At 63.5% G+C, this 24,411-nt stretch carries 18 protein-coding genes; 9 read left to right on the forward strand and 9 right to left on the reverse strand.

The genetic code is table 11. The features are described from left to right. Positions 1-2: 2 nt before the first annotated feature. Genes NKH13_RS17085 through NKH13_RS17105 form a run of 5 tightly spaced genes read right to left on the reverse strand, consistent with a single transcriptional unit; the run spans position 3 to position 7,590 of the window. Entirely contained in the window at positions 3-2,462 is a 2,460-nt protein-coding gene (locus tag NKH13_RS17085; RefSeq protein WP_352913206.1) for a GcvT family protein, read from the reverse strand. Next, positions 2,459-3,640 carry a pyridoxal phosphate-dependent aminotransferase gene (locus tag NKH13_RS17090; RefSeq protein WP_352913208.1) on the reverse strand — a complete coding sequence of 394 codons (1,182 nt, stop codon included), beginning with the start codon at positions 3,638-3,640 and terminating at the stop codon, positions 2,459-2,461. The genes NKH13_RS17085 and NKH13_RS17090 overlap by 4 nt, the downstream gene beginning before the upstream one ends. Further along, entirely contained in the window at positions 3,640-4,539 is a 900-nt protein-coding gene (locus NKH13_RS17095; protein ID WP_352913209.1) for a homocysteine S-methyltransferase family protein, read from the reverse strand. Before NKH13_RS17095 ends, NKH13_RS17090 begins: the two co-directional genes overlap by 1 nt. Continuing rightward, positions 4,536-6,989 (reverse strand): GcvT family protein, encoded by a 2,454-nt coding sequence (locus NKH13_RS17100; RefSeq protein ID WP_352913211.1) that lies wholly within the window; start codon positions 6,987-6,989, stop codon positions 4,536-4,538. Before NKH13_RS17100 ends, NKH13_RS17095 begins: the two co-directional genes overlap by 4 nt. 13 nt (positions 6,990-7,002) lie before the next feature. After that, positions 7,003-7,590, reverse strand: a complete 588-nt coding sequence (locus NKH13_RS17105; protein ID WP_352913213.1) for a helix-turn-helix domain-containing protein — start codon at positions 7,588-7,590, stop codon at positions 7,003-7,005. Positions 7,591-7,898: 308 nt separating this feature from the next. Here NKH13_RS17105 and NKH13_RS17110 point away from each other — a divergent pair, with 308 nt between their 5' ends. Next, positions 7,899-8,597, forward strand: a complete 699-nt coding sequence (locus tag NKH13_RS17110) for a nitroreductase (protein ID WP_352719721.1) — start codon at positions 7,899-7,901, stop codon at positions 8,595-8,597. 20 nt (positions 8,598-8,617) lie between these two features. On the opposite strand, the gene NKH13_RS17115 is transcribed toward NKH13_RS17110, so the two are convergent. The 4 genes from NKH13_RS17115 to NKH13_RS17130 form a co-directional block, all read right to left on the reverse strand. Next, entirely contained in the window at positions 8,618-9,205 is a 588-nt protein-coding gene (locus tag NKH13_RS17115) for a sarcosine oxidase subunit gamma (protein WP_352913215.1), read from the reverse strand. Next, positions 9,198-12,194: a sarcosine oxidase subunit alpha gene (locus NKH13_RS17120; RefSeq protein WP_352913217.1), complete on the reverse strand. Its 2,997-nt coding sequence runs from the start codon at positions 12,192-12,194 to the stop codon at positions 9,198-9,200. Before NKH13_RS17120 ends, NKH13_RS17115 begins: the two co-directional genes overlap by 8 nt. After that, positions 12,191-12,487, reverse strand: coding sequence for a sarcosine oxidase subunit delta (locus NKH13_RS17125; protein WP_352719718.1), 297 nt, complete (start codon positions 12,485-12,487; stop codon positions 12,191-12,193). Before NKH13_RS17125 ends, NKH13_RS17120 begins: the two co-directional genes overlap by 4 nt. Positions 12,488-12,557: 70 nt before the next feature. Next, positions 12,558-13,817, reverse strand: a complete 1,260-nt coding sequence (locus NKH13_RS17130; RefSeq protein WP_352719717.1) for a sarcosine oxidase subunit beta — start codon at positions 13,815-13,817, stop codon at positions 12,558-12,560. A 210-nt stretch (positions 13,818-14,027) separates the two neighbouring features. Between NKH13_RS17130 and NKH13_RS17135 the strand changes: the two genes are divergently transcribed. The 8 genes from NKH13_RS17135 (at position 14,028) to NKH13_RS17170 (ending at position 24,387) form a co-directional block, all read left to right on the forward strand. Next, a complete protein-coding gene (locus NKH13_RS17135; protein WP_352719716.1) occupies positions 14,028-16,517 on the forward strand; it encodes a mechanosensitive ion channel family protein in 2,490 nt (829 codons plus the stop codon). 156 nt (positions 16,518-16,673) lie between these two features. Next, positions 16,674-16,937 carry a hypothetical protein gene (locus tag NKH13_RS17140; RefSeq protein WP_023676533.1) on the forward strand — a complete coding sequence of 88 codons (264 nt, stop codon included), beginning with the start codon at positions 16,674-16,676 and terminating at the stop codon, positions 16,935-16,937. A gap of 273 nt (positions 16,938-17,210) precedes the next feature. Next, positions 17,211-19,772 (forward strand): GcvT family protein, encoded by a 2,562-nt coding sequence (locus NKH13_RS17145; protein ID WP_352719715.1) that lies wholly within the window; start codon positions 17,211-17,213, stop codon positions 19,770-19,772. Between the two features lie 145 nt (positions 19,773-19,917). Beyond that, positions 19,918-20,742 carry a site-2 protease family protein gene (locus tag NKH13_RS17150; protein WP_352719714.1) on the forward strand — a complete coding sequence of 275 codons (825 nt, stop codon included), beginning with the start codon at positions 19,918-19,920 and terminating at the stop codon, positions 20,740-20,742. A 100-nt stretch (positions 20,743-20,842) separates the two neighbouring features. Next, entirely contained in the window at positions 20,843-21,691 is an 849-nt protein-coding gene (locus NKH13_RS17155; RefSeq protein ID WP_352719713.1) for a DUF1194 domain-containing protein, read from the forward strand. Between the two features lie 115 nt (positions 21,692-21,806). Next, positions 21,807-22,757, forward strand: coding sequence for an ABC transporter substrate-binding protein (locus NKH13_RS17160; protein ID WP_352719712.1), 951 nt, complete (start codon positions 21,807-21,809; stop codon positions 22,755-22,757). 71 nt (positions 22,758-22,828) lie between these two features. Next, a complete protein-coding gene (locus NKH13_RS17165; RefSeq protein ID WP_292654712.1) occupies positions 22,829-23,605 on the forward strand; it encodes an ABC transporter permease in 777 nt (258 codons plus the stop codon). Next, complete coding sequence (locus tag NKH13_RS17170; protein WP_352913222.1) at positions 23,602-24,387, forward strand: ABC transporter ATP-binding protein; 786 nt, start codon at positions 23,602-23,604, stop codon at positions 24,385-24,387. Before NKH13_RS17165 ends, NKH13_RS17170 begins: the two co-directional genes overlap by 4 nt. Positions 24,388-24,411 lie beyond the last annotated feature (24 nt).

The following is a 24,411-nucleotide window of genomic DNA, read 5'->3' on the forward strand; positions in this document are numbered from 1 at the left end:
CGCTACATCCGCACCCGTTCCGCCTTCGGATCGTACATCGGCTTAAACGACGCTTCCGCCGCAAAGCGCTCGCCGGCGATCTCGATCTCGTAGGACGACGACAGCACATCCGCTTCGTTCTCGCCCTTGCAAGGCACGTAACCAAGCCCGATGGCGCCGCCGAGATGATGGCCGTAATTGCCCGAGGTGATCGGGCCGACGATCTTGCCGTCGCGCAGGATCGCCTCGTTATGGAAGAGCAGGGGTTGCGTGTCTTTCAGACGGAACTGCACCAGCCGCCGGTTCAATCCGCTTTCTTTTTTCCTCAGCACGGCATCGCGGCCAAGAAAATCGCCCTTGGCCGTCTTCACGGCGAAGCCAAGGCCAGCCTCCAGCACATTGTCCTCGTCGGTGATGTCGTGACCGAAATGCCGGAACGCCTTCTCGATGCGGCAGGAATCCAGTGTGTGCAGGCCGCATAGCTTCAGGCCGGCGTCAGTGCCGGCTTCCGCGATAGCCTCGAAAACATGGGCAGCCTGGTCGGTCGAGACATAAAGCTCCCAGCCCAGCTCGCCGACATAAGTGACGCGGTGGGCGCGGGCCAGGCCCATGCCGATCTCGATCTCCTGAAACGCTCCGAACGGATTGTTGTCATTGGAGAAATCATTCGGGCTGACCTTTTGGATCAGCTTCCTCGAATCCGGGCCCATCAGGCAAAGCACGGCTTCGGCAGCGGTCACATTGGTGACGACGACGAACTCGTCGGCAAGATGTTTTCTCAGCCAGGCCAGGTCTCGCTGCAGCGTCGCGCCGGGCACGACGAGGAAGAAGGCGGTCTCGGACAGCCGCGAGACGGTGAGATCGCTCTCGATGCCGCCGCGCTGGTTGAGCATCTGGGTGTAGACGATCTTGCCCGGCGCCACGTCCACGTCGTTGGCGCAGAGCTTTTGCAGGAAGGCGCAGGCGTCGCGGCCTTCGACGCGGATCTTGCCAAAGGAGGTCATGTCGAACAGGCCGACGCCGTTCCTGACCGCCAGATGCTCCTCGCGCTGGTTGTCGAACCAGTTCTGCCGTTTCCAGGAATAGCGGTATTCGCGCTCCTGGCCGGGCCTAGCGAACCAGTTGGCGCGTTCCCAGCCGGCGACCTCGCCGAACACCGCACCGCGCGCCTTCAGATGCTCGTGCAGCGGCGAACGGCGCACGTTCCGCGAGGTTGCCATCTGCCGGTAGGGAAAATGATCGGCATAGAGCAGGCCGAGCGTTTCAGAGACGCGCTCCTTGAGATAGCGGCGGTTCTTCTGGAACGGCTGGGCGCGGCGGATGTCGACCTCCCAGAGGTCGAAAGGCGCTTCGCCGTCATTGATCCATTGCGCCAGCGCCATGCCGGCGCCGCCGGAGGAGACGATGCCGATCGAATTGTAGCCGGTCGCCATCCAGTAGCCGGAAAGCTCCGGCGCCTCGCCGAGATAATAGCGGTCGTCGGGGGTAAAACTCTCGGGGCCGTTGAAGAAGGTGTGGATGCCGGCGGTGGCCAGCATCGGCATGCGGTTGACGCCCATTTCGAGGATCGGCTCGAAATGGTCCATATCCTGCGGCAACTGGTCGAAGCAGAACTCCTCGCTTATGCCGTTCATGCCCCAGGGTTTGGCCACAGGCTCGAAGGCGCCGAGCATCATCTTGCCGGCATCTTCCTTGTAGTAGGCGCACTCGTCCGGCACGCGCAGCACCGGCAGCCGGGAGAGCCCGGGGATCGGCTCGGTGACGAGATAGAAATGCTCGCAGGCGTGCAGCGGGATGGTGACGCCATTCTGGGCGCCAAGTTCGCGTGCCCACATGCCGGCGCAGTTGACGACGATATCGGTATCGATCAGGCCTTGCTCGTCGCCTTGCGCCCAGGAAACGCCGGTGACGCGCCCATTTTTGGTGTGGACCTTGGTGACCTTCACGTTCTCGACGATCGTCGCACCGCGCTGGCGCGCGCCCTTGGCCAGCGCCATGGCGATATTGGCCGGGTCGCACTGGCCGTCGAGCGGCAGATGCACGGCGCCGACCACGTCTGACACATTGAGATGCGGGTACATCTGCTTGACTTCGTTGGGCGAAATCTCGCGCACGTCGACATCGAAGGCGCGGGCGAGAGACGCCTGCCGATAGATCTCGTGCTTGCGCTCCTCCGTCAGCGCCACGGTGATCGAGCCGACCTGGCGCATGCCGGTGCCGACATCGGTCTCTGCCTCCAGCTTGACGTAGAGGTCGGCCGAGTACTTCGCCAGCCGCGTCATGTTCTGCGAGCCGCGCAACTGGCCGATCAGGCCGGCGGCGTGCCATGTCGTGCCCGACGTCAGCTGCTTGCGCTCGAGCAGCACGATATCGGTCCAGCCGAGCTTGGCCAGATGATAGGCGACCGAGCAGCCGGAGACGCCGCCGCCGATGATGACCGCCCTCGCTTTGGTCGGGATGGTTTTGGCGGGCAGGGCGTTCATGCGGCCTCGCGGCGATAGCTGGAGGCGAAGCGGCGCAGGCGCGTGGCAGCCTCCATCAGCACCGGCTCAGGCTGGCAGAGGCTGAAGCGGATGTGGCCGGCGGCAGCCTCGCCGAAGCTCGAGCCGGGCATGACGCCGACCTTTTCCTGGTCGAGGAAGGCCCAGGCGAATTTTTCGTCGTCCGGCTCGATCGCCGATATGTCGAGCATCACATACATGCCGCCTTCGGAGCCGCGCACGGTGACGTTGTTCATGCCGCGCATGGCATCGAGAACGACGGCGCGCCTTGCGGCATAGCGCTCGGCGATCTCCTTGACGCCGTAGCCATTCTCGAGCGCCTCGGCGCAAGCTAGGCTGATGAAGGCCGGCAGGCCGTAGGTCATCACCAGATTGAGGTCGGTCAGCAGCGAGATCATCTGTTCGGGCCCGGTCAGCCAGCCCATGCGCCAGCCGGTCATGCCGTGGCTCTTGGACATCGAATTGATGACCAGCGTGCGTTCTGGCATGCCGGGCAGCGAGCGTGGTGAGACGTGCTCGCCGCCGCCCAGCGTCCAGTAGACCTCGTCCGACAGCAGCCAGAGGTCATGCTCGCGGCAGATCTGCGCCAGCTCTTCCAGGCGCTCGCGCGAATAGACGGCACCCGTCGGGTTGTTCGGCGTGTTGATCAGGATGGCGCGGGTGTTCGGCCGAAGTGCGGCGCGAATGTCGGCGGCGCGCGGCTGAAAGCCATCCTCGGCGGGTGTTTCGACGACGCTGAACTCGGCGCCCGCCGCACTGAAGGTATTGGGATAGGTGGCGTAATAGGGCGCGACGACGATGGCATGGTCGCCCTGGTCGAGAACCGCTTGAATGGCCGCGTAAAGCGCGGCCTGCCCGCCCGGCGTGGCGATGACCTGGTCGGGATTTGTCGCAACGCCGGTGCACAGCGTCGAAGCCGCCGCCATCGCCTTGCGCAGGCGCGGAACGCCGGCAAGCGGGGTGTAGTGGTGATTGCTGGCGCGAACCGCCGTCACACAGGCTTCGATGGTCTCGCTCGGCGTATCGAAATCGTGGTCGCCGACCGACAGCATGATGATGTCCTCGCCCGCCTGCTTGCGCGCCCAGGCAGCGGAATGAACCTCCCAGCCATCCTTGCCGGAAGGCACGATGCCGGAAATGCGCGATGATGGTCTGGGCATTATGCTACTCCCGAAATTTCATAACCCGCCTGTTCGAGCCGGTCGCGCAGCGCGGCAATGTGGGCGGGTCCGACTTCGCAGCAGCCGCCGACGATGCCGGCGCCGGCCTCGACCCAGCCGATCGCCTGGCCGGCATAGGCATCCGGATCGAGGTCGTGGCGGGCGTGCAGCACTTCCACGGTGCCGCCATGCTTGAGCGCCTCAATCGAGGTAAAGCCGTTGGCATAGGCGCCGATCGGACCGCCGAGAGCGATCAGTTCAGGCAGCGCTGCAGCGATCGCTTCGGGCCGGCAGCAATTGACCAGCCGGGCCGCGACCGGCAGGCCGGCAAGAGCGCCCGACGCCGCCGCAATGGCTTCGCCGCTGCGCAGGCGCGGCGTGCCGTGGTCGAAAAGCGTCCACGACACCCATACGGGCTTGCCGCTTTCCGACGCCGCGGTGACGGCGGCGCGCGCCTCTTCGGCCGACGCCATGGTCTCGCACAGAAACAGATCGACGCCGTCCGCCTGCTCGGCAACGATGCGGCGATAGATGTCGAGCGTATCCTGGAAGGATATCGTCAGTGCCGGCGCATAGCTGCCGAACAGCGGCGACAGGCAGCCGGCGATCGCGGCGTCGCCAGCCTGGTCGCGGGCTTGCCTTGCCAGTTCTATGCCGCGCTTCTGCAACGGCTTGAACAGCTCTTCCGCGCCCTCGCGCGCGAGCCGCTCCGGCGTGGCGGAATAAGTGTTGATGGTGATGACGCGGGCGCCGGCGCGGATGAATTCCGCGTGCAGGTCGCGTACCAGATTCGGTTCATCGATCAGCACCCTGGCCGACCACAGCGGCGTCGGCTCGGAACTGCTGCGGCGGACCAGCTCCTGGCCCATGCCGCCATCGGTGAGGATCACTGTCTTCATGCTCTGAGCCTCTCGTTCTTTGGATCCCATAACGGCTCATCCTTCTGCACGACCGCCCTGAAGCGTTCGCCGAAGATCTCGACCTCGACCGCGGTTCCCGGCTCGGCGAGGTCGGCGCGCAGCATGCCGAGCGCGATCGATTTGTCGATGCGATGACCCCAGCCGCCGGATGTCGTCTCGCCGACGATCCGGCCGTCATGCCACAGCGTCGACATGTAGGGCGCATCGCAGTCGTCGGGGTTTTCGACGACCAGCGTGACGAAGCGCTTCTTTACGCCCTGCTGCTTTTCGTTCTGCAGCGCCGCCTTGCCGCGGAAGTCGGGCTTGTCCCATCTGACGAAGCGCTCCAGCCCGCCCTGCAGGATCGAATAGTCGGTCGACAGGTCGCCCTTCCAGGTGCGGTAACCTTTTTCGAGCCGGAGCGAATCCAGCGCGTACATGCCGAACGGTTTTAGGCCATGCCTCTTCCCAGCCGCCCAGACGGCGTCGAAGATGCCTAAGGTATCGTCGACCTTGCTGTGGATTTCCCAGCCGAGCTCGCCGGCGAAGGACACGCGCACCAGCTTTGCCCAACGTCCGGCGATACTGGTTTCCTGATGCGTCAGCCAGGGCAGGGTGAGGTCGGCCGCGCAGAGTTCGGCGAGGATGTTTCGCGAGTTGGGGCCGGCGAGGATCTGGGTGGAGTATTCCTCCGTCCTGTCGACCAGCTTGAATGTGGCGTCCTTCGGGATGCGCGACTTCAGCCATTCGAAATCATGCCATTGAGCAACAGCGGCGGTGATCAGCGTCATCAGGTTCTCGTCGTGGCGGACCACCGACATTTCGGTGACGGTGCGGCCCTTGTCGTCGGCAAAATAGACGAGGCCGATGCGGCCGGGTTTCGGCACCAGGCCTGTCACCTGGAGGCTCAGCCATTCGGCTGCACCCGGACCGTCGAGATTGAAACGGGAAAACCCCGGCAGGTCCAAAATGCCGGCGGCATCGCGGACGGCGAGGCATTCCTCGCGCACGCGATGCTGCCACGGCCCGTCGCGGCGGAAGGTCAGCGTGGATTCTTCGGAGATGTCGTCGCCTGCCTTCGCATACCAGGTGGCGCGTTCCCAGCCATTATAAGCGTCGAACCGGGCGCCGAGTGCCTTGATGCGGTCGTGGAGCGGCGACAGCTTGCGGTCGCGCCCGGCCGGCCAGGCATGGCGCGGGAATTGGATGGCATATTCGTTGCCGTAGATCTCCATGCCCTTGGCGACGCAATAATCCGGGGCCGAGGCAAAGGCGGTGAAACGGCGCGGATCGCAGGACCACATGTCCCATTCGGTCTGGCCTTGCGTCACCCATTCGGCCAGCACCTTGCCGGCGCCGCCGCCCTGGGCGATGCCGAAGGTAAAGACGCAGGCCTCGAAGGCGTTCGGCACGCCGGGCATCGGGCCGATCAGCGGGTTGCCGTCCGGCGCATAGGGGATCGGCCCGTTGATGACCTTGGACAGGCCGGCGGTGCCGAGGATCGGCACGCGGGCGACGGCATCGGCGAGGTAATGTTCCAGCCGGTCGAGATCGTCGGGAAACAGCTGGAAGGAAAAGTCGTCAGGCATCGGGTCGTTGTGGCCGACCCAGTGGGCGCGGCCATTGCGCTCATAGGGGCCGAGATTCATGCCATTCTTTTCCTGGCGCAGATAATAGGACGTATCGACGTCGCGCAGCAGCGGCAGCTTCTTGCCTTGTTCCTTCGACCACGCCGCCAGTTCGGGGATTTCCTCGAACAGGATATATTGATGGCTCATCACCATCATCGGCACCTCGCGGCCGAACATCCTGCCGACTTCGGCGGCGCGGTAGCCCGCGGCATTGACGACGATCTCGCAGCGGATCTCGCCTTGCGCCGTCTCGACCACCCACTCGTCGTTCTCGCGGTGCACGCCGGTGACCGGACAGAAGCGGATGATCTTCGCGCCCATGTCGCGGGCACCTTTAGCCAGCGCCTGGGTCAATTGCGCCGGATCGATATCGCCGTCATTCGGATCGTAAAGCGCGCCTTTCAGCTCATGCGTCTCGATGAAGGGATAACGACGCTTGATCTCGTCCGGGCCGACCACGTCGATGTCCATGCCCTGGTAGCGGCCCATGCCCTTGGCGCGCTGGAATTCCTGCATGCGCTCCGCGCTATGGGCCAGCCTGAGCGAGCCGGTGACATGGTAATTCATGGGATAACCGACCTCGTCGGCCAGCCGGCGATAGAGCTCGGTCGAATAACGCTGCATGTTCATCAGCGACCATGACGAGGAGAAGGTCGGCACATTGCCGGCGGCATGCCAGGTCGAGCCGGAAGTCAGCTCGTTCTTCTCCAGAAGCACGCAGTCGGTCCAGCCCGCCTTGGCGAGATGGTAGAGCGAGGAGGCGCCGACGGCACCGCCTCCGATGATCACCACGCGTGCCGTGGTCGGCAAACCGGCCATGTTCTTCTCCAGATCAATAGACGGGCGGCGAAACCACCCAGATCACCACAGCCGGTTCCGCTCCAGGATTGCGCCAGCGGAACGGCTTGCCGTCAAAGCGGAAGGAGTCGCCTTCTCCAAGCCGGTGCCAGACGCCGGCAATTTCGATATCGAAGCTGCCGGACGCGACGTAACCGGCTTCCTCGGTCGGCCGGCGCGCCTCGCTCTTCAGCTCGGCACCGGGGGCGAAGACCGAACGCAGCATCTCGAAGCTACCGCCGAGATCCGGCGACAGAAGCTCCTCCACCAGGCCGGAATCGCTTGTGCCAAGCGTGCGCCGGTTGCCGGCGCGCACGACCACGCCGCGTTCGGTCTCGACAGGCACGTCATGGCTGAAGAACAGGCTGACCGGCACGCCGAACAATTCGGCAAAGGCCCTGAGATCGCCGAGCGAGGGGATCGACAGGCCGCGCTCGACCTGGCTGACCCAGCCGACGGAACGGCCGAGCTTCAGCCCGATTTCGGCAAGCGTCAGGCCGCGCGCCTTGCGCAGCGCACGAATGTCGCCGGCCAGCAGCCGTTCGCTGTTATCTTGTTCCGGTCTTGCGGCGATCGAGGGCAAAGCCACTCCCTTTAATGAATCGCTTTGTGAAAAATGAAGAATCTCGATGAAAAAATCTTGGCAAATTTCATGTGACCGCAGGTCTGTGAAAAAATCAAGATGATTTTCATGAACCCACAAGATTTACTTGCGCCATTTTGACGGTTCAGGCAAAGGCTCGGCGCACGAGCGGCGAGTGGGGCGTCCGGTCGAGGCGGATAGGGCGTCGAGCGTTCATAGAAACTCGCAAGGATGCTCCATCACTTCTAGTCGGCGCATGATCCTTTCCGGATAGCCGGGTTCCAGGATTATGCGCAAAGGGACAGCCCATGCTGGAAAACAACTCCCGGATTGCGGCGGCGATCGTCGATGACGCGATCACCTCGCGCCGGTCCGTACGCGCCTTCTTACCCGACATGGTCGACGACGACACCATCCGCGATATTCTCGCCGTTGCGGCGCGCGCGCCCTCAGGCACCAACATGCAGCCCTGGAAGGTCTATGTGACCAAAGGCGAGGTCAAGCAGCGCATCACCGACGCCATCCTCAGTTCGGGCATCCGCGCCGAAAAGGCCGAGTGGGACGAGTACCGCTACTATCCCGACCAGTTCTTCGAACCCTATCTGACGCGACGACGGGCCAACGGCTTCGGCCTTTACGGCGTGCTCGGCATCGGCCGGCGCGAGGTCGACAGGATGCGTGCGCAGCATGACCGCAACTTTGTCTTCTTCGATGCGCCGGTCGGCATGATCTTCACCGTCGACCGGCGGCTGAACAAGGGGTCGTGGATCGACTACGGCATGTTCCTGCAAAACATCATGGTCGCGGCGCGGGGCAGGGGCCTGCACACCTGCCCGCAGGCCGCCTTCGCGCCCTATCACCGGCAGATCAGGCCGGTGCTCAACATCCCCGACGAGGAGATCGTCGTCTGCGGCATGGCGCTCGGCCATGAGGATACGTCCAAGCCCGAAAATGCCTTCCGCACCGACCGCGCGCCGCTGGAAGAGTGGGTGACGTTCGCCGAGTAAGGTGACGACGCGCCGTCTAGCTACTGCACTTCGTAGCCGACTTCCTCGCTGGCGTGGCAGAGCGCCTTCCAGAACGAGCGGGCAAACGAGCGGAACACATAGATGTCGAACTGATCGGCGCCGGTGCGCTGGATCTGCGCGAAGACGTCGTGATGCATGGTCGAGCGGCCGGCGCCGATCGGGAACGCCGGCAGCGCGAAGTCGATGGCGAAGAATTTTGCCAGCACCCACTCGGCCTTCGGCCCGGCGATACGGATCGCGGTGCGGCCGTGCGAAAGGTCGGTCACCGTACCGATGGCCGAAGTGACGACACTGGCAAAGGCCGACGCCAATCCCTCGGCTTCATCGACCACAGTGAACTTTCCCGGCGCAAAGCCAAACACCGACCTGACGCCGTCCGTGACACCGCCGCCGGCACCGTCGGGCAAAGCCAGGCCGGTGACCGCATGGATGCCGGCCATCAACTTCTTCTCCTCGCCGGGCCAGGCGGCGAGCTGCAGGATCGAACCCTGCCTGGTTTCGGAGAGGATGATTTCGACACCGTGCTCGAAATTGCCATGCGAGCCTGGATGCAGCACCGGCTCAAGCGGTGATTGGCGTTCAACCATGCATGCGGCTCCCGTCCGGATCGAAGAAGTGGTTGGAGACGATCTCGACCGGCCCGAACCGGTTACGCAGCGGATCGGAGACATAAGCGCGCGTGCCGCGCCGCGCCTTGCCGCCCTTGATCAGGGCAAGCGCGATATATTTGCCCAGCGCCGGCGAATAGCAGCAAGCGGTGATGTGGCCGAGCGAGCCGTGCGGATTGGCTTCGTCAAGCTCCTCGACGATGTGCGCGCCGCCGTTTAGCGGCTGGTTGTCCAGCGAGACAATACCCACGAGTTCCAGGCGGTCGGGTGCGATCAGCCCCTCGCGGTCCATCATCGCCGAACCGATGAACGGCTTCTTCTTCGACAGCATCCAGTCGAGATGCAGGTCGCGTGCCGTGGTACGGCCGTCGATCTCGGCACCGGTGACGTGGCCTTTCTCGATGCGCATGGTGCCCAGCGCCTCCAGCCCGTAGGTCACCAGCCCGAACGGCTTGCCGGCTTCGATCAGCGCCTCCCAGACATGGGTGCCGTAACCGGCGCCGGAATAGACTTCGAAGGCCATTTCGCCGGAGAAGGATAGCCGGCAGATCATCACCGGCACACCGGCGATCTCGCCGTGGACGATGCCCATGAAGGGCAGGGCGGCATTGTCGACGGCGGTGCCACTGACGCAAGCGGCCAGTATCTGCCTTGCCTTCGGCCCGCCGATGGCAGCACCGGCCCATTGGTCGGTCACCGAGGTGACGTGGACCTTCAGCTCCGGCCATATCACGTCGAGGAAATACTCCAGATGCTGCATTACCTTGCCGGCATTGGCGGTGGTGGTGGTCATCAGGAAATCCTGCTCGCCGAGGCGCCACGTGGTGCCGTCGTCGAACGCGAGACCGTCCTCGCGCAGCATCAGCCCGTAGCGCGCCTTGCCGACGGCCAGCGTCGAAAACATGTTGGTATAGACGCGGTCGAGGAATTCCGCAGCGTCCGGGCCTTGCACCGCGATCTTGCCCAGTGTCGAGACGTCGACGATGCCGGCGCTCTCGCGCGTGGCTCTCGCTTCGCGCACATAGGCCTGCTCGATCGTCTCGCCGGGATGGCCGTAGATCATCGGCCGGTACCACAGGCCGGCCGAATACATGGTGGCGCCGTTGGCGACGTGCCAGTCATGCATCGGCGTTAGCCGCTCGGGCTTCAGATCGCCGAAGCGTTCGGCGGCAAGCGAGCCGATCGACACCGCCGAAAAGGGCGGGCGAAAGCGCGTCGTGCCGACCTGCGGGATCGGCTTGCCCAGCGCCTCGGCCATGATGGCGAGGCCGGGTATGTTGGAGTTCTTGCCCTGGTCCGTCGCCATGCCGAGCGTAGTGTAGCGCTTCAGATGCTCGACCGAGACGAAGCCTTCGCGATGCGCTAGCCGCACGTCATCCGCCGTCACGTCATGCTGGAAATCGACGAAGCTCTTTCCTTCGGCCTTGATCTCGAACACGGGCGCCGGATCGGGATCACCAGGTGCTGCCTCAACGGCAGGCAAGGCCGCCGGCGTGGCGGTTGCGCCCGCAGCGGAAAGACCGGCGGCGCGGCCTTCGGCGATCGCCTCGGCGGTGGAGAAACTGCCGGTGAAGGCGCCGGCGCCGATCCATTGCCGTGTCGTCGGCTTGGGCGGCAGGAAAGCTTGCAATGCTTCGTTCCACTCCGCTCTGGCGCCGGCCTGGCTGGCCAGATGGATGGTCGGCGACCAGCCGCCCGACATCAGCAGGCAGTCGGCGTGGATGCTGCGCGCATCGCCGGAAAGCGCGCCGTTGACCATGTCGAAGCGCTGCACCTTGAAGCCGGAAAGCGCCTTGCCGCCCTCGGTGGCGATCACCGCGTGGCCAGAAAAGATCTCGGCCTCCGCTTCGCGGGCCAGCTTGCGCATTTCGCTCGAAAGCTCCGGGCGCACGTCGACGATGGCGACGACGACGGCGCCGGCCTTCTTCAGCGCCAGGGCCGCGCGATAGGCGCTGTCATTGTTGGTGAACACCCCGATCCTGTCGCCGGGCAGCACGCCATATTCATTGGCATAACGCTCGGCAGCATGCGCCAGCATTACGCCTGGCCGATCATTGCCTGGAAAGACCAGCGGACGCTCCAGGGAGCCGGTAGCCAGCACCACCGATTTGGCGCGGATCGTCCAGTAGCGATGGCGCGGCTCGCCCTTGCCGGGCGTTTCCTTGTGGTCGGTGACACGTTCGATCGCGGCAAGCGTGTTGCCGTCATAATAGCCCCAGACGGTGGTGCGCGGCAGCAGGCGGACATTGTCACGGCCTTCAAGCTGGCCAGCGGCGCGGGCCACCCAGTCGGCGGCCGGCATGCCATCGATCGTCTCGCCCGACCAATTGGCCGAGCCGCCGAAATGCGGCTCGAGCTCGGCCAGGATGACGCGTGCACCCTGATCGGCAGCCGCCTTGGCGGCCATCAGCCCGGCCGGGCCGGAGCCGACCACCAGCACATCGCAAAACGCATTCATACGTTCGTAGCGCGCCGTATCGGGAGCCGTGCCTGCCTTGCCCAGGCCGGCGGCACGGCGGATGAAATGCTCACAGAACATCCAGAAGCGCGTGCCTTTCAGCGGACCGATAACCGGTCCCATGAAAGTCTTGTAATAGAAGCCGGCCGACAAAAGCTTGCCGCCGAGCTGGTTGACGGCGCTGACGTCCCAGGCAAGCGAGGGGAAGCGGTTCTGGCTGATTGCTGCCAGCCCGTCATAGATCTCGACCATGGTGGCAGGAATGTTCGGCTCGCGAACCTCGCCCCTCAACACGGTGACCAGCGCGTTTGCTTCCTCGACGCCGGCAGTCAGCACGCCGCGCGGGCGGTGATATTTGAACGAACGCCCGAACAGGGTGACGCCGTTGGCCAGCAGCGCCGAAGCCAGCGTGTCGCCAGCATGGCCGGTATAGGGCGCGCCGTCGAAGGTGAAACGGATGGTCCGCAGCCGGTCGATGCGGCCGCCGGCCTCGGTACGGCGCGGGCTCATGGCTTGTCCTCGGCCCGGTGCCGCGCAACCGAGTTGTGGTCGCCGCGCGCGAACGCGGTGCCGGAGATCTCGTGCGTCAGCGTGTTGCGCACGACCCTGAGATGGGCGCGGCAGCCGCCCGAATGCTGCCAGATCTCATTGTGGTCCCCGGCCGGGTTAAGCCGGTCGTAGACATAGGCATTCCAGGCGTCGAGGTTCTGCGAGGCGGGCTGTGGGCGCTGGCGGTTGCCGTCGCCCTGATAGGTGAATTCGATCACGTCGCGCGGACCGCAATAGGGGCAGGTGATGAGCATGGATTTCTTAAACTTCTCGTTTGACCATGATCGTTTCCGAAAACCGGTTTCCACTTTTCGGGATCATGGCCTAATGCAGCCGGGGCGTGGCGCCCTGGCCCTTGTCGTCGATCACCAGGCCACGGTAGAAGCGGTCGAGCGTGAAGGCCGCGTTGAGATCGTGCGGCTCGTCCTTGGCGATGGTCCAGGCAAAGCACCAACCGGAAGCCGGCGTCGCCTTGAAGCCGCCATAGCACCAGCCGCAATTGAGATACATGCCCGGCAACGGGCCGGTGGTGATGATCGGCGAGCCATCCATCGACATGTCGCAGACACCGCCCCAGGAGCGCAGCATGCGGACGCGGGCGAGCCCCGGGAACAGCGCCAGCATCTCGCTCATCACCTCATCGACGATCGGCAGGCTGCCGCGTTGGGCGTAGCTGTTGTAGCCATCGAGGTCGCCGCCATAGACGAGGCCGCCCTTGTCCGATTGCGACATATAGAAATGGCCCATGCCGAAGGTCAGGACCGTATCGATGAAGGGTTTTAGCGATTCCGTGACGAAGGCCTGCAGCACGTGGCTCTCGATCGGCATTGTCTCGATGCCGGCAAGTCCCATGACCCGCCCGGTGCTGCCGGCCACCGCCACCGCTACCTTTTTGGCGCGGATTTCGCCGCGCGTCGTCGTGACGCCGGTGATGCGGTCGCCGTCGCGCAGGAAGCCGGTGACCTCGCAGTTTTCGATGATGTCGACGCCGCGGCGATCTGCGCCGCGCGCATAGCCCCAGGCGACGGCGTCGTGGCGGGCGGTGCCGGCGCGCCGCTGCATCAGGCCACCGACGATCGGGAAACGCGCGGTGGCTGAGACGTCGAGCGCCGGCACCAGGCGCGCGATCTCGGCCGTGGTCATCAGTTCGGCGTCGACTCCGAGATGGCGCATGGCGTTTCCGCGCCGGGCATAGTCGTCGAGCTGGGCAGGTGTGTGGGCGAGGTTCAGGCAGCCGCGCTGCGAGAACATGACGTTGTAGTTGAGGTCATGGGCCAGGTTCTCCCACAGCTTCATCGAATGCTCGTAAAAGCGCGTGTTGGCCGGCAGGAGATAGTTGGAACGGACCGCCGTGGTGTTGCGGCCGACATTGCCGGAGCCGAGCCAGCCCTTCTCCAGCACCGCGACATTGGTGATGCCGTGCTCCTTGGCTAGATAGTAAGCGGTCGACAGGCCATGGCCGCCGCCGCCGATGACGATCACGTCGTAGGACGCTTTCGGGTCGGGCTTGCGCCAGGCCGGCTTCCAGTCCTTGTTTCCGGTCAGCGCGTTCTTGAGAAGCGAAAAGGCCGAATATTCCGCCATTCTTATTGTCATCCATTTCAGGCTTTGCGGCAGACTATAGAGCAGGCCGCCAATGCAAAGCCAAGATTGCGCCATCGCTTTTCGACTCCCCGACTTCGATTGGCCGACTTCGAAAGCGGGCCGTCAGGGACGGCTTGCCCCCAGATATGTCGGTCTTTATCAAGAGCGGGCCTTTAGAACGCCTTATCGCCCGTGAGTCGCCAGACAATCATGCTTTTCCGACTGCTCCGTTTCGTTCTGGTCCTGGCGGTTGTCGCCACGGCGCCGCTTTCGTTGCGAGCGGTGGCGCAAGGGCTTAGCCAGGCGCCTGCGGGACTGGCCAGCGATCAGCAGAAAATCCTCCAGGACCTGACGACGAAGACCGACAACCTCGAAAAGAAGATCCAGCAGGACGGCGACGACGACGCCAGCCTTGTCGATATTCGGCTGCAACTGGAAGAAATGTCGCGTGCGTCGCTGAACAGCGCGCTCGCTTTCCGACCGCGGCTGAGCGAGATCAACAGCCGGCTCGAGCAGCTGGGCCCGCCGCCGGCCGCGGGCCAGCCGGCCGAGCCCGATATCGTGACCGGCGAACGCCAGGCGCTGGCCTCCGAAAAAGCCGAAATCAATGCCGTCATCGCCACGGCGCAAACCCTGTCGATCCGCATCAGCGGGCTGATCGAGCAGATCGGCAACATGCGCAGCCAGCTGTTCCGCAATCAGCTCACCAAGCGCTACGTGCTGTCGGATGCATTGAGCCCCGAGGTCATTTCCGACGCCAACGACGAATTTACCAGTTTCTATAAGGCGGTGTCGTCCTGGCTGAGCTTCGCCTTCAAGTTCAAGTTCCAGGCCATTCTTGCCGCGGCCCTGATGGCGCTCGCGCTGGCTGCTGTGCTTTTCGTCGGCGGGCGGCGCCTGTTCGGCCGCGTCTTCGAAGCCGATCCTTCCGTCGAGGATCCCTCCTACCTCAGCCGCTTGTCGGTGGCGTTCTGGTCGACATTGCTGCCGACGCTGGCGGTTGGCGTCTTCCTTGTCTCGACCATTTTCTTCTTCAATTACTATAACGTGTTGCGCGGCGACATCGGCATCTTCCTGAATGCGCTGGTTGCCGTTATCGCGGTGGTGTTCTGCGTCAACCGGCTGACCAATGCGGCGCTGGAACCGCGGCTGCCGAACTGGCGTCTGATCCCTGTCGAAACCGGCCCGGCGCGCTGGCTGGTGCGGCTGACCACTGCCATGGCCGTCGCCATCGGCATCAATTATTTCCTGTCGGTCGTCAACGACAAGATGGGCTCGCCGCTGTCGCTGACCATCGCCAGAAGCTTTGTCGCCACCATCAGCGTCGGCGTCATCCTGATCCTGATGGGCCTGCTGAAGCCGTTCAAGGCTGCCGACGGGAGCTGGCGCCCGTGGCCGGCATGGCTGCGCTACACCGCCGTCGCGCTGGGGCTATTCACCGTCGCCTCGGCGCTGCTCGGCTTTATCGGCCTTGCCATTTTCGTCTCGGTGCAGGTCGTGGTCACCGGCACGATCCTGGTCACTGCCTATATCGGCTTCCTGTCGGCGCGGGCGATCGGCGAGGAAGGCGGTTTCGCCAACACTTCGATCGGGCGCTGGCTATCGGCCAATTCAAGCTATGAAGCGACCGCGCTCGACCAGCTCGGGCTTGTCGTCAGCGCGGCCATCAACATCATGATCGTGCTGGTGTTCCTGCCGCTGATCCTGTTGATGTGGGGCTTCCAGCCCGGCGACATCCAGGCGTGGGCCTACAAGCTGGCGACCGGCCTCACCATCGGCTCGGTGACGATCTCGGTCACCGGCATCCTCACCGGCGTCGTCGTCTTCATCATCGGCTATTTCCTGACGCGCTGGTTCCAGGGCTGGCTCGACGGCTCGGTGATGGCGCGCGGCCGGGTCGACACCGGCGTGCGCAATTCGATCCGGCTGGCGGTCGGTTATGCGGGCGTCGCGGTCGCGGCACTGGTCGGCATCTCGGCGGCCGGTATCGACCTCTCCAATCTCGCGCTGGTCGCCGGCGCCCTGTCCCTCGGCATCGGTTTCGGCCTGCAGAATGTCGTCTCGAATTTCGTGTCGGGTCTGATCCTGTTGGCCGAGCGGCCGTTCAAGGTCGGCGACTGGATCGTCGCCGGCGACATCAGCGGCACGGTCAAGAAGATCAGCGTACGCGCCACCGAGATCGAGACGTTCCAGCGGCAATCGGTGATCCTGCCCAATTCAAACCTGATCAACAATGCGGTCGGCAACTGGACGCACCGCAACAAGCTCGGCCGCGTCGACATCAAGGTCGGCGTCGCCTATGGCAGCGACGTTAAGCACGTGCATGGCGTCCTGTTGGAGATTGCGCGCAGTCATCCGTTGGTGCTGAAAAACCCGGAACCCTTCGTGCTGTTTTCCAATTTCGGCCCGGCCGCGCTCGAATTCGAGATTCGCGTGTTCCTGGCAGACGTTCTTAGTGGCAATATCGTCCAGAACGACATCCGCTTTGCCATCTTCGATGTATTCGCCGACCAGCATATCGAAATTCCGTCTACGCCGCGCGCCGTCGTCGAGACCAAAAAGCACGAGGCGTGGCCGATCGACGACGACAAGATCGAAGTCGAATTCGCCGAGCGGGAACAAGCAAAAGCACTTGCGGCGGTCGAGGCGAAACGTCTCGCCAAGTCGGGACGCAAGGTGCGGAAGCCCGATCCTGACTAGCTGTTTGGAGCTTGCCTTCAAGCCTTCGGAAACCAATTGCGGCATGAATGCGGCATTCAGTTGCCGTTCAGCTTGCATTGCATATAAGCTCACCTGCAAACGGCGAGAATGCCTTGCGAAATGCAACAGGGGCGGTGGCAACACCGATATTGCAAAATGTGGAAGTCTCTCGTCGCCGCCATCGCTTTTCTGGCCGTGGGCGGTTCGGCCCATGCCGCCAGCGCGGTCAACAAGGACGCCGAGACCCGCACGTTGATCGTGACGGAAGGCGGCGGCAAGACCGAGCTGGCGCTGGCCGCCGGCGAAACCGTGGAATTTTGCCCGAGCGGCTGTTTTGTTACCTTGCCGAATGGCGACCTCGAGGCGCTGACCGGTTCGGAAACCATTGAGATCTCGGGCGGCGTCGCGCGCATCAAGTAAAGTCGACGCCAGGATTTTTGAAGGCCGGGCAAACGCCCGGCCTTTTATTTGCTATCGGTAATCGGCGATGAAGGCATGCACTTTTCTTCGAAGCTGCGCAGAACGGCCTCTGGCAGCGCCTTCGTACTGAGCAGGGCGAAGGCGTAGGCGTAGGTCTAACTGCATTCGACGGGCTGGTGGCGCGGGCTTTTTTTGCGATGTCGCAAACAGGCTGCAAGCGCGCCGCCGCGCCGCCCTATAGTCGGCCGCAATAGCATCTTGGAGTCGCGGGCAATGGCAGGGTTTCCGGAAAAGGCGAAGGTCGTCATCGTCGGGCTGGGCGGAATCGTCGGCGCATCGGTCGCCCATCACCTGATCGAGCGAGGATGGGACGATATTGTCGGCATCGACAAATCAGGCATTCCGACCGATATCGGCTCGACGGCGCACGCTTCCGACTTCTGCTACACGACCAGCCATGACTTCCTGTCGTGCTGGACGACGCTCTATTCCATCGATTTCTACGAAAAGATGGGTCACTACGCGCGCATCGGCGGCCTTGAGGTCGCCCGCGTCGGCGACGACGCCCGCATGGCGGAGATCAAGCGCAAGATCGCCTCGGCGAAGGCCTTCGGCACACGCGCCCGCCTGATCGATCCCGCCGAGATCAAGGAAAAATTCCCGCTGATCGAAGAACAGATCGTACAGGGCGGCCTGTGGGATCCCGACGCCGGCCTCGTCATCCCGCGCTCGCAGACCGTCGCCGGCAAGCTTGTCGACCAGGCGGAAGCCTCCGGCAAACTCAAGGCGTTTGCCAACACCTCGGCCAGGTCGCTCGTCATCGAGAACGGCCGCATCAAGGGCATGGTGACCGACCGCGGCACCATCGAGGCCGACTATGTCGTGGTCTGCACGGGCATCTGGGGACGGCTGATTGCGGAAATGGCCGGCGAGGACCTGCCGGTCATGCCGATCGACCATCCGCTTACCTTCTTCGGGCCGTACACTGAGTTCGCCGGCACCGGCAAGGAGATCGGCTGGCCGCTGCTGCGCGACCAGGGCAACTCGGCTTACATGCGCGATACCGGCGACCCCAAGACCGCCGAAGGCGGGCAGATCGAATGGGGTTATTACGAAGAGACCAATCCGCGCCTTTGCCATCCGCGCGATATTCTCGAGAAAAACGAGGCGCGGCTTTCGCCGTCGCAACGCGATCTCGACATGGAGCAGATCCTGGCGCCGCTCGAGCGCGCCATGGAACTGACGCCGATCCTGGGCGAGCTGGGCTACAATGAGAGCCATTCCTTCAACGGCCTGCTGCAGGTGACGGCGGACGGCGGCCCATCGATGGGCGAAAGCCAGAAGGTGAGGGGCCTCTGGTATGCCGTTGCCATCTGGGTCAAGGACGGCCCCGGCATGGGCAAGCTCATCGCAGACTGGATGACGGACGGCCGCACGGCGATCGACCACCACGCCATCGACTATTCGCGTTTCTATCCGCACCAGACCAAAGAGCAGTTCATCTGGGACCGCTGCACCGAAACCGCGATGAAGGTCTACAACCCGGCGGTGCATCCGCGTGAGCCCTTCTCCAAGGCCCGCAATGTCCGCCGCTCGCCCTTCTGGGAGCGCGAGAAGGAACTCGGCGGCTATTTCATGGAGCTCGGCGGCTGGGAGCGCGCCCACGGCTACGCCGCCAACGAGCATTTGCTCGAGAAATACGGCAACCGGGTGCCGGTGCGCCAAAACGAATGGGACAACCGCCATTTCTGGCGCGTCTCGAATGCCGAGCATCTCGCCATGAGCGAGGATTGCGGCATCGTCAACCTCTCGCATTTCGCCATGTACGACGTGGAAGGTCCCGATCATGTCGCGCTGATGGAATGGCTGTGCGCGGCAAAGATCGGCGGCGACGGCAATATCGGCAAGGGCATCTATACGCATTTCCTCGACGAGGAAGGCATGGTCCGCGCCGACCTGACCGTCATCCGCATGGCCGACCGCTGCCGCGTCATCGACGGCGCTGATGCCGGGCCGCGCGACTTCCAGTACATGCGCCGGACGGCAGAGGACAAAGGCTTCGACGTTACCGTCACCGATGTGACCGAGAGATATGTGACCGTCGGCATCTGGGGTCCGAACGCGCGGGCAACATTGGGTAAGGTCGTGGAAAACCCCGACGGACTGACGCCTGAGAATTTTCCCTTTGCCGCGATCAAGCCCGTCAGGATCGCCGGCAAGGACGTGACCGCCTTCCGCATCTCCTATGTCGGCGAGCAAGGCTGGGAACTGCATATGCGCTACGAGGACGGCCTGGCCGTCTGGGACGCGCTGCGGTCGACCGGCGTGATGGCCTTTGGCGTCGAGACCTATGCCAACAGCCGCCGCATGGAGAAGAGCCTGCGCCTGCAGAACGCGGATCTGTTGACCGAATACAATCTGCTGGAAGCCGACCTTGCCCGCCCGAAGGTCAAGGAGGCCGATTTCTGCGGCAAGGCAAAGCATCTGGAATATCGCGCCCGGGCGCATCAGCCGGCCATGCTTTGCACGCTTATCATGACGGACAATACCGATTCCAACGGCGTTCCCCGCTATCCGGTCGGCATGATGCCGGTGATGGATCCGCAAACCGGTGAGACGCTGGTCGACGAGCTCGGCCGTCGGTCGTTCACGACCTCGGTGGCCTATGGTCCGACCCTCGGCAAGAACATCGCGCTCGCCTACCTGCCCTGGGCTTATTGCCAGGAGGGCCGCAAGCTGAGCGTCGAATATTTCGGCGAGAAATACCCGGTCGAAGTGGCCGCCGTCGGCTACAGGCCGCTCTACGACCCGGAGAACCTCAATCCGCGCAGCTGAACGTTGCTTGCTTGCCGATTCTCCACACAGGCAGCCCGAGTAGTGCCAGCAGGACCTGAATGCAGAAGCCCGATTCATCGTCGGGCTTTTCGCTTTGTGGAGCGATGATTCTCGCTTACCGTCGCGCTGCGATTGGGGGGTGCCTTTGCGGCGGATCGGCTGGGACAGAAAAAACGATGCGCTTGTGTTTCAGCTGAACCGGAATATCCCGGTTCGCGTCAGCTGGACCTTGGCAATTCCCATCGTGCTGCCCTTCCTGAACGAGTGGGCGAGCCGACCCAAGGATGCACTGATCCATACCTCTATCTTCGCAGCGCTTCTATTTGCGTCGATATTTTTGCACGAACTGGCACACGCCTGGATCGGACGCCGACAAGGCGTCGCCACCGACAGGATAGAATTATATCTCTTCGGCGGGCTCACGCGTTTCAAACGCGCCGCAGCGCCATCGCCTGCCTGGGCGCGGATTGCGATAGCGGGTCCCCTGGCGAACGTCGCGCTCGCCGCGTTTTTCGCTGCGGCCTATTATCTGGTTTTTGGAGAACTCATCCCAGTTGCGCCCGAAAGGCCATTCGGGTGGCTGCCGTCAAGGTCGGCCGGTCCTCTGGAATGGACGCTTTGGATTGGCGCATTGTTGAACGTGTCGCTTATCGTTCTCAACATCCTGCCCGCCTACGATCTGGATGGCGGCGTGATTGCAAGACATTTGTTCCTGAGACGCTTCGGCGTCCGCCGGGCCGCGCAGATCGTCGGCATCTGCGGCATCGTACTTTCAATTCTGCGTTTTGCGATCATCTTGCCTGCCGCGGGTGCAGGTATTCTGTTGTGGCTTCCGCCGTCATTCAAGCCGAACTGGAGGGCAGCGCGCGGGGTCGGTACTAGAAAACCGAAGCCGGACCCATTCCCTGAGACGGATGTCGAGAAGGCCGTGGAGTGGCGGGGACGGGGCGGGCACCGCATCCACAAATGAAATTCATTTTCCGGCGGTTCGCAAAAATGTGACCGGATGAGCCCGGCTCTCCACCGGGCTTTTCTCTTTGTCGATCGGCGATTTTCGCTTACCGTGCGGCATGTCTGCTTTTGCCCGTGCAAGACATCTCGTCTCGGGCGCCGCCGCGCTGGCGTCGGCGCTGTGGCTGACTGCAAACTCCCGCGCCGCCGAGCCGGTTGATGTCCAACTGGTGCTGGCAGTCGACGTATCCTTGTCCATGTCGCCCGACGAGCTCGAAATCCAGCGTCATGGCTATGCGGCGGCGCTGACGCACGACGATGTCCTGCAGGCAATCGGCGAAGGCGCTCATGGCAAGATTGCCGTCACCTACGTCGAATGGGCTGGCGCGACCTGGCAGCAAGTCGTGGTGCCATGGACGGTGATCGCCAATCGTGCCGACGCTGAGCGGCTGGCAGCGCAGCTTTCCGCTCATCCGCCGGCCAGTGCCAGGCGCACCTCGATCTCCGGCGCCTTAGAATTCGCCAGCGATCTCTTTGCCGAAAGCGGCTTCCAGGGCGTCAAGCGGGTGATCGACATTTCGGGTGACGGCCCCAACAACCAGGGCGCACCTGTCGATATCACCCGCGACGCCGTGATCAAGCAGGGCATCACCGTCAACGGCCTGCCGCTGATGACCAGGGGCGGGTTCAGCAGCGCTTATGATGTCAACAATCTCGACCGTTACTACAGCGACTGCGTCATCGGCGGGCCGGGCTCCTTCATGATCCCGGTCAATGACTGGACGCAGTTTCCGGAGGCAATCCGCCGCAAGCTGGTGCTGGAGCTTGCTGGTCCGGCCTCGCCGCAGCGAGCGGCCGAAGAGGCGGCGCATCCGCCATTGGTGCTGGCACAGGACATCCCCGACACCGACTGCCTGGTCGGCGAAAAAATGTGGCGCGATCGCAGCTGGATGTACAACACCCGCTAATGGCGAAGTTTACTGCCGGTAGTGAGATACCGCAGTGCAGCATCTGCTTCATTGACAAGCCTGTGGGCGTCTGTGACACAATTCCCCATCCGAACACATAAAAAGGGGAACCGAGATGAACAGGATCGGAATTCTTGCCGCAGGCTTGACGCTTGCCGTCGGATTGTCCGCGCCGGCGATGGCCGCCACATCGGTTAGCATCGGCATCAGTGGATGGACCGGCTTTGCGCCGCTGACCCTCGCCAAGCAGGCCGGCATCTTCGAAAAGCACGGCCTCGACGTCACCTTGAAGAAGGTGCCGCAAGCCAGCCGGCCGCTCGCCATCGCCAGCGGCGACCTGCAATGCGCCGCCACCACGGTCGAGACCTGGCTGGTCTGGAACGCCAATGGTGTGACGACCAAGCAGATATTCCAGCTCGACAAGTCCTACGGCGCCGACGGCATTGTCGCCCGCAACGACATCAAGACCGTCGCCGATCTCAAGGGTAAGTCGGTCGCGTCCTCGGCGCCGGGCACGTCGCCCTATTTCATGCTGGCCTGGGTGCTCAACAAGAACGGCATGTCGACCAAGGACGTGACGGTCGTCAACCTGGAGCCGGACGCGGCGGCGCAGGCGTTTCTCGCCGGACAGAACGATGCGGCGGTGACCTATGAGCCGTTCATCTCGGCGGTGCGCGACAAGTCCGACCAGGGCCATATCCTTGTGACCACTCTCGACTATCCGATGGTCCTCGATACAGTCGGCTGCACGCCGGAGTTCCTTAAGGCCAATCCGGATGCGGCCAAGGCGCTTGCCGACAGCTATTTCGAGGCACTCGACCTGATCAAGAGCGATCCCGCGAAATCCTATGAAACGATGGGCGCCGACGTGAAGCAGTCGGCCAAGGAGTTCGAAGAGTCGGCCAAATACCTGAAATGGGCCGACAAGGCCGAAAACAAGCAGTTCTTCACCAAGGAATTCCAGGACTTTTCCAAGACCGCCGGCGAGCTTCTGCTGCAGATGGGCTTGATCAAGGAAGCGCCCGACGTCTCGACATTGGCCGACACCAGCGCCGTCGCCGACTAACCGGCAGGATTGTCGCCCGGCGGCGGCGCGTGCGCCGCCGCTTTTTCATTCAGATCAGAGGACGGTCGAAGATGCCGCGCCCCTTGCATCCGGTCTCGCCGGGCACTCGAACCGTGCTCGGCATCTCGTTCTTCGTGTTGTTCGTGGCGTTCTGGGCGTGGATCACGCTTGGCGGCCACGTCAATCGCATTTTCCTTGCCGATCCGCTGTCGATGGTGAGAGACGGCTGGCGGCTGCTGGTCGAGGACCGCTTCTGGCTCGACATCCTCATCACCATCTGGCGCGTCTTCGGCGGGTTTCTGATGGCGGCCATCGTTGCCGTCCCGCTCGGCATCGTGATGGGCGCCTGGAAGCCGGTGGAGGCGTTCCTGGAGCCGTTCGTCTCCTTTGCCCGCTATCTGCCGGCATCGGCCTTCATCCCGCTGCTCATCCTGTGGGCGGGCGTCGGCGAGCTCGAAAAACTGCTGGTGATCTTCGTCGGCTCGGTGTTCCAGATCATCCTGATCATCGCGGTCAAGGTCGGCGGCACACGGCGCGACCTGGTCGAGGCCGCCTATACGCTTGGGTCGTCCGACAACGGCATCGTGCGGCGCGTGATCATGCCGGCCAATGCGCCCGAGATCGCCGAAACCCTGCGCCTGGTGCTCGGCTGGGCCTGGACCTATGTCATCGTCGCCGAGCTGATCGGCTCGTCGTCGGGCATCGGCTACATGATCATCAACAGCCAGTCGCGGTTGGCAACGGGGCAGATCATCTTCGGCATCATCGTCATCGGCCTGATCGGGCTGCTGTCTGATTTCGCCTTCAAGGCGCTCAACCGCTGGCTGTTTCCGTGGAGCCTGGCGTGAGCAAGCTGCTCATTGAAGGCGTCTCGCGCACCTTCGCCGGTGTCGGCGGCGGGCAGCCGGTCCAGGCACTGATGCCGGTCGATCTGGCGGTTGCTGCCAACGACTTCATCACCATCCTGGGGCCATCCGGCTGTGGAAAGTCGACGCTGCTCAGGATCGTCGCCGGCCTCGAAGCGCCGAGTGAGGGACGTGTTCTGCTCGACGGCAGGGTGGTGGACCGGCCGGGTCCAGACCGTGGCATGGTTTTCCAGTCCTATACGCTGTTCCCGTGGCTGACGGTCGCCGACAACATCGCCTTCGGCCTGCGCGAGCGCGGAATGGCCGAACGAGAGCGGCACGATATCGTCGCGTCCTATGTCGATCTCGTCGGGCTTAAAGGCTTCGAGAACCATTGGCCGAAGCAACTTTCAGGCGGCATGCAGCAGCGCACCGCGATCGCCAGGGCACTGGCCAACGATCCGGAGATCCTGCTGCTCGACGAGCCGTTCGGCGCACTCGACAACCAGACCCGCGGGCTGATGCAGGAACTGCTTCTCGGCATCTGGGAGCGCCGGCAAAAGACGGTGCTGTTCGTCACCCACGACATAGAGGAGGCGATCTTCATGGCATCGCGCGTCGTGGTGATGACGGCGCGGCCTGGCCGCATCAAGTCGGATGTCGCTGTCGACCTGCCGCATCCGCGCCACTATACGCTGAAGACCAGCCCGGAGTTTTCGGCACTGAAGGCGCGGCTGACGGAAGACATCCGCGTCGAGGTGATGCGCACGGCCGAAGTGCATTGACTAGGCAGGCTTCGTTCAGCCGAT

Origin of the sequence: Mesorhizobium sp. M1348 (genome assembly GCF_040317925.1) — a bacterium.
Classification (GTDB): domain Bacteria; phylum Pseudomonadota; class Alphaproteobacteria; order Rhizobiales; family Rhizobiaceae; genus Mesorhizobium.

What these genes read in the sequence shown, in the direction of transcription:
- NKH13_RS17125 (WP_352719718.1), bottom strand. Translation starts at nt 12,487, where the DNA reads ATGCTCATCACCTGCCCCTATTGCGGTCCGCGCGACGTGATCGAATTC.
- NKH13_RS17160 (WP_352719712.1), top strand. Translation starts at nt 21,807, where the DNA reads ATGAACAGGATCGGAATTCTTGCCGCAGGCTTGACGCTTGCCGTCGGA.
- NKH13_RS17155 (WP_352719713.1), top strand. Translation starts at nt 20,843, where the DNA reads ATGTCTGCTTTTGCCCGTGCAAGACATCTCGTCTCGGGCGCCGCCGCG.
- NKH13_RS17145 (WP_352719715.1), top strand. Translation starts at nt 17,211, where the DNA reads ATGGCAGGGTTTCCGGAAAAGGCGAAGGTCGTCATCGTCGGGCTGGGC.
- NKH13_RS17165 (WP_292654712.1), top strand. Translation starts at nt 22,829, where the DNA reads ATGCCGCGCCCCTTGCATCCGGTCTCGCCGGGCACTCGAACCGTGCTC.
- NKH13_RS17085 (WP_352913206.1), bottom strand. Translation starts at nt 2,462, where the DNA reads ATGAACGCCCTGCCCGCCAAAACCATCCCGACCAAAGCGAGGGCGGTC.
- NKH13_RS17100 (WP_352913211.1), bottom strand. Translation starts at nt 6,989, where the DNA reads ATGGCCGGTTTGCCGACCACGGCACGCGTGGTGATCATCGGAGGCGGT.
- NKH13_RS17135 (WP_352719716.1), top strand. Translation starts at nt 14,028, where the DNA reads ATGCTTTTCCGACTGCTCCGTTTCGTTCTGGTCCTGGCGGTTGTCGCC.
- NKH13_RS17110 (WP_352719721.1), top strand. Translation starts at nt 7,899, where the DNA reads ATGCTGGAAAACAACTCCCGGATTGCGGCGGCGATCGTCGATGACGCG.
- NKH13_RS17090 (WP_352913208.1), bottom strand. Translation starts at nt 3,640, where the DNA reads ATGCCCAGACCATCATCGCGCATTTCCGGCATCGTGCCTTCCGGCAAG.
- NKH13_RS17140 (WP_023676533.1), top strand. Translation starts at nt 16,674, where the DNA reads ATGTGGAAGTCTCTCGTCGCCGCCATCGCTTTTCTGGCCGTGGGCGGT.
- NKH13_RS17120 (WP_352913217.1), bottom strand. Translation starts at nt 12,194, where the DNA reads ATGAGCCCGCGCCGTACCGAGGCCGGCGGCCGCATCGACCGGCTGCGG.
- NKH13_RS17095 (WP_352913209.1), bottom strand. Translation starts at nt 4,539, where the DNA reads ATGAAGACAGTGATCCTCACCGATGGCGGCATGGGCCAGGAGCTGGTC.
- NKH13_RS17130 (WP_352719717.1), bottom strand. Translation starts at nt 13,817, where the DNA reads ATGGCGGAATATTCGGCCTTTTCGCTTCTCAAGAACGCGCTGACCGGA.
- NKH13_RS17115 (WP_352913215.1), bottom strand. Translation starts at nt 9,205, where the DNA reads ATGGTTGAACGCCAATCACCGCTTGAGCCGGTGCTGCATCCAGGCTCG.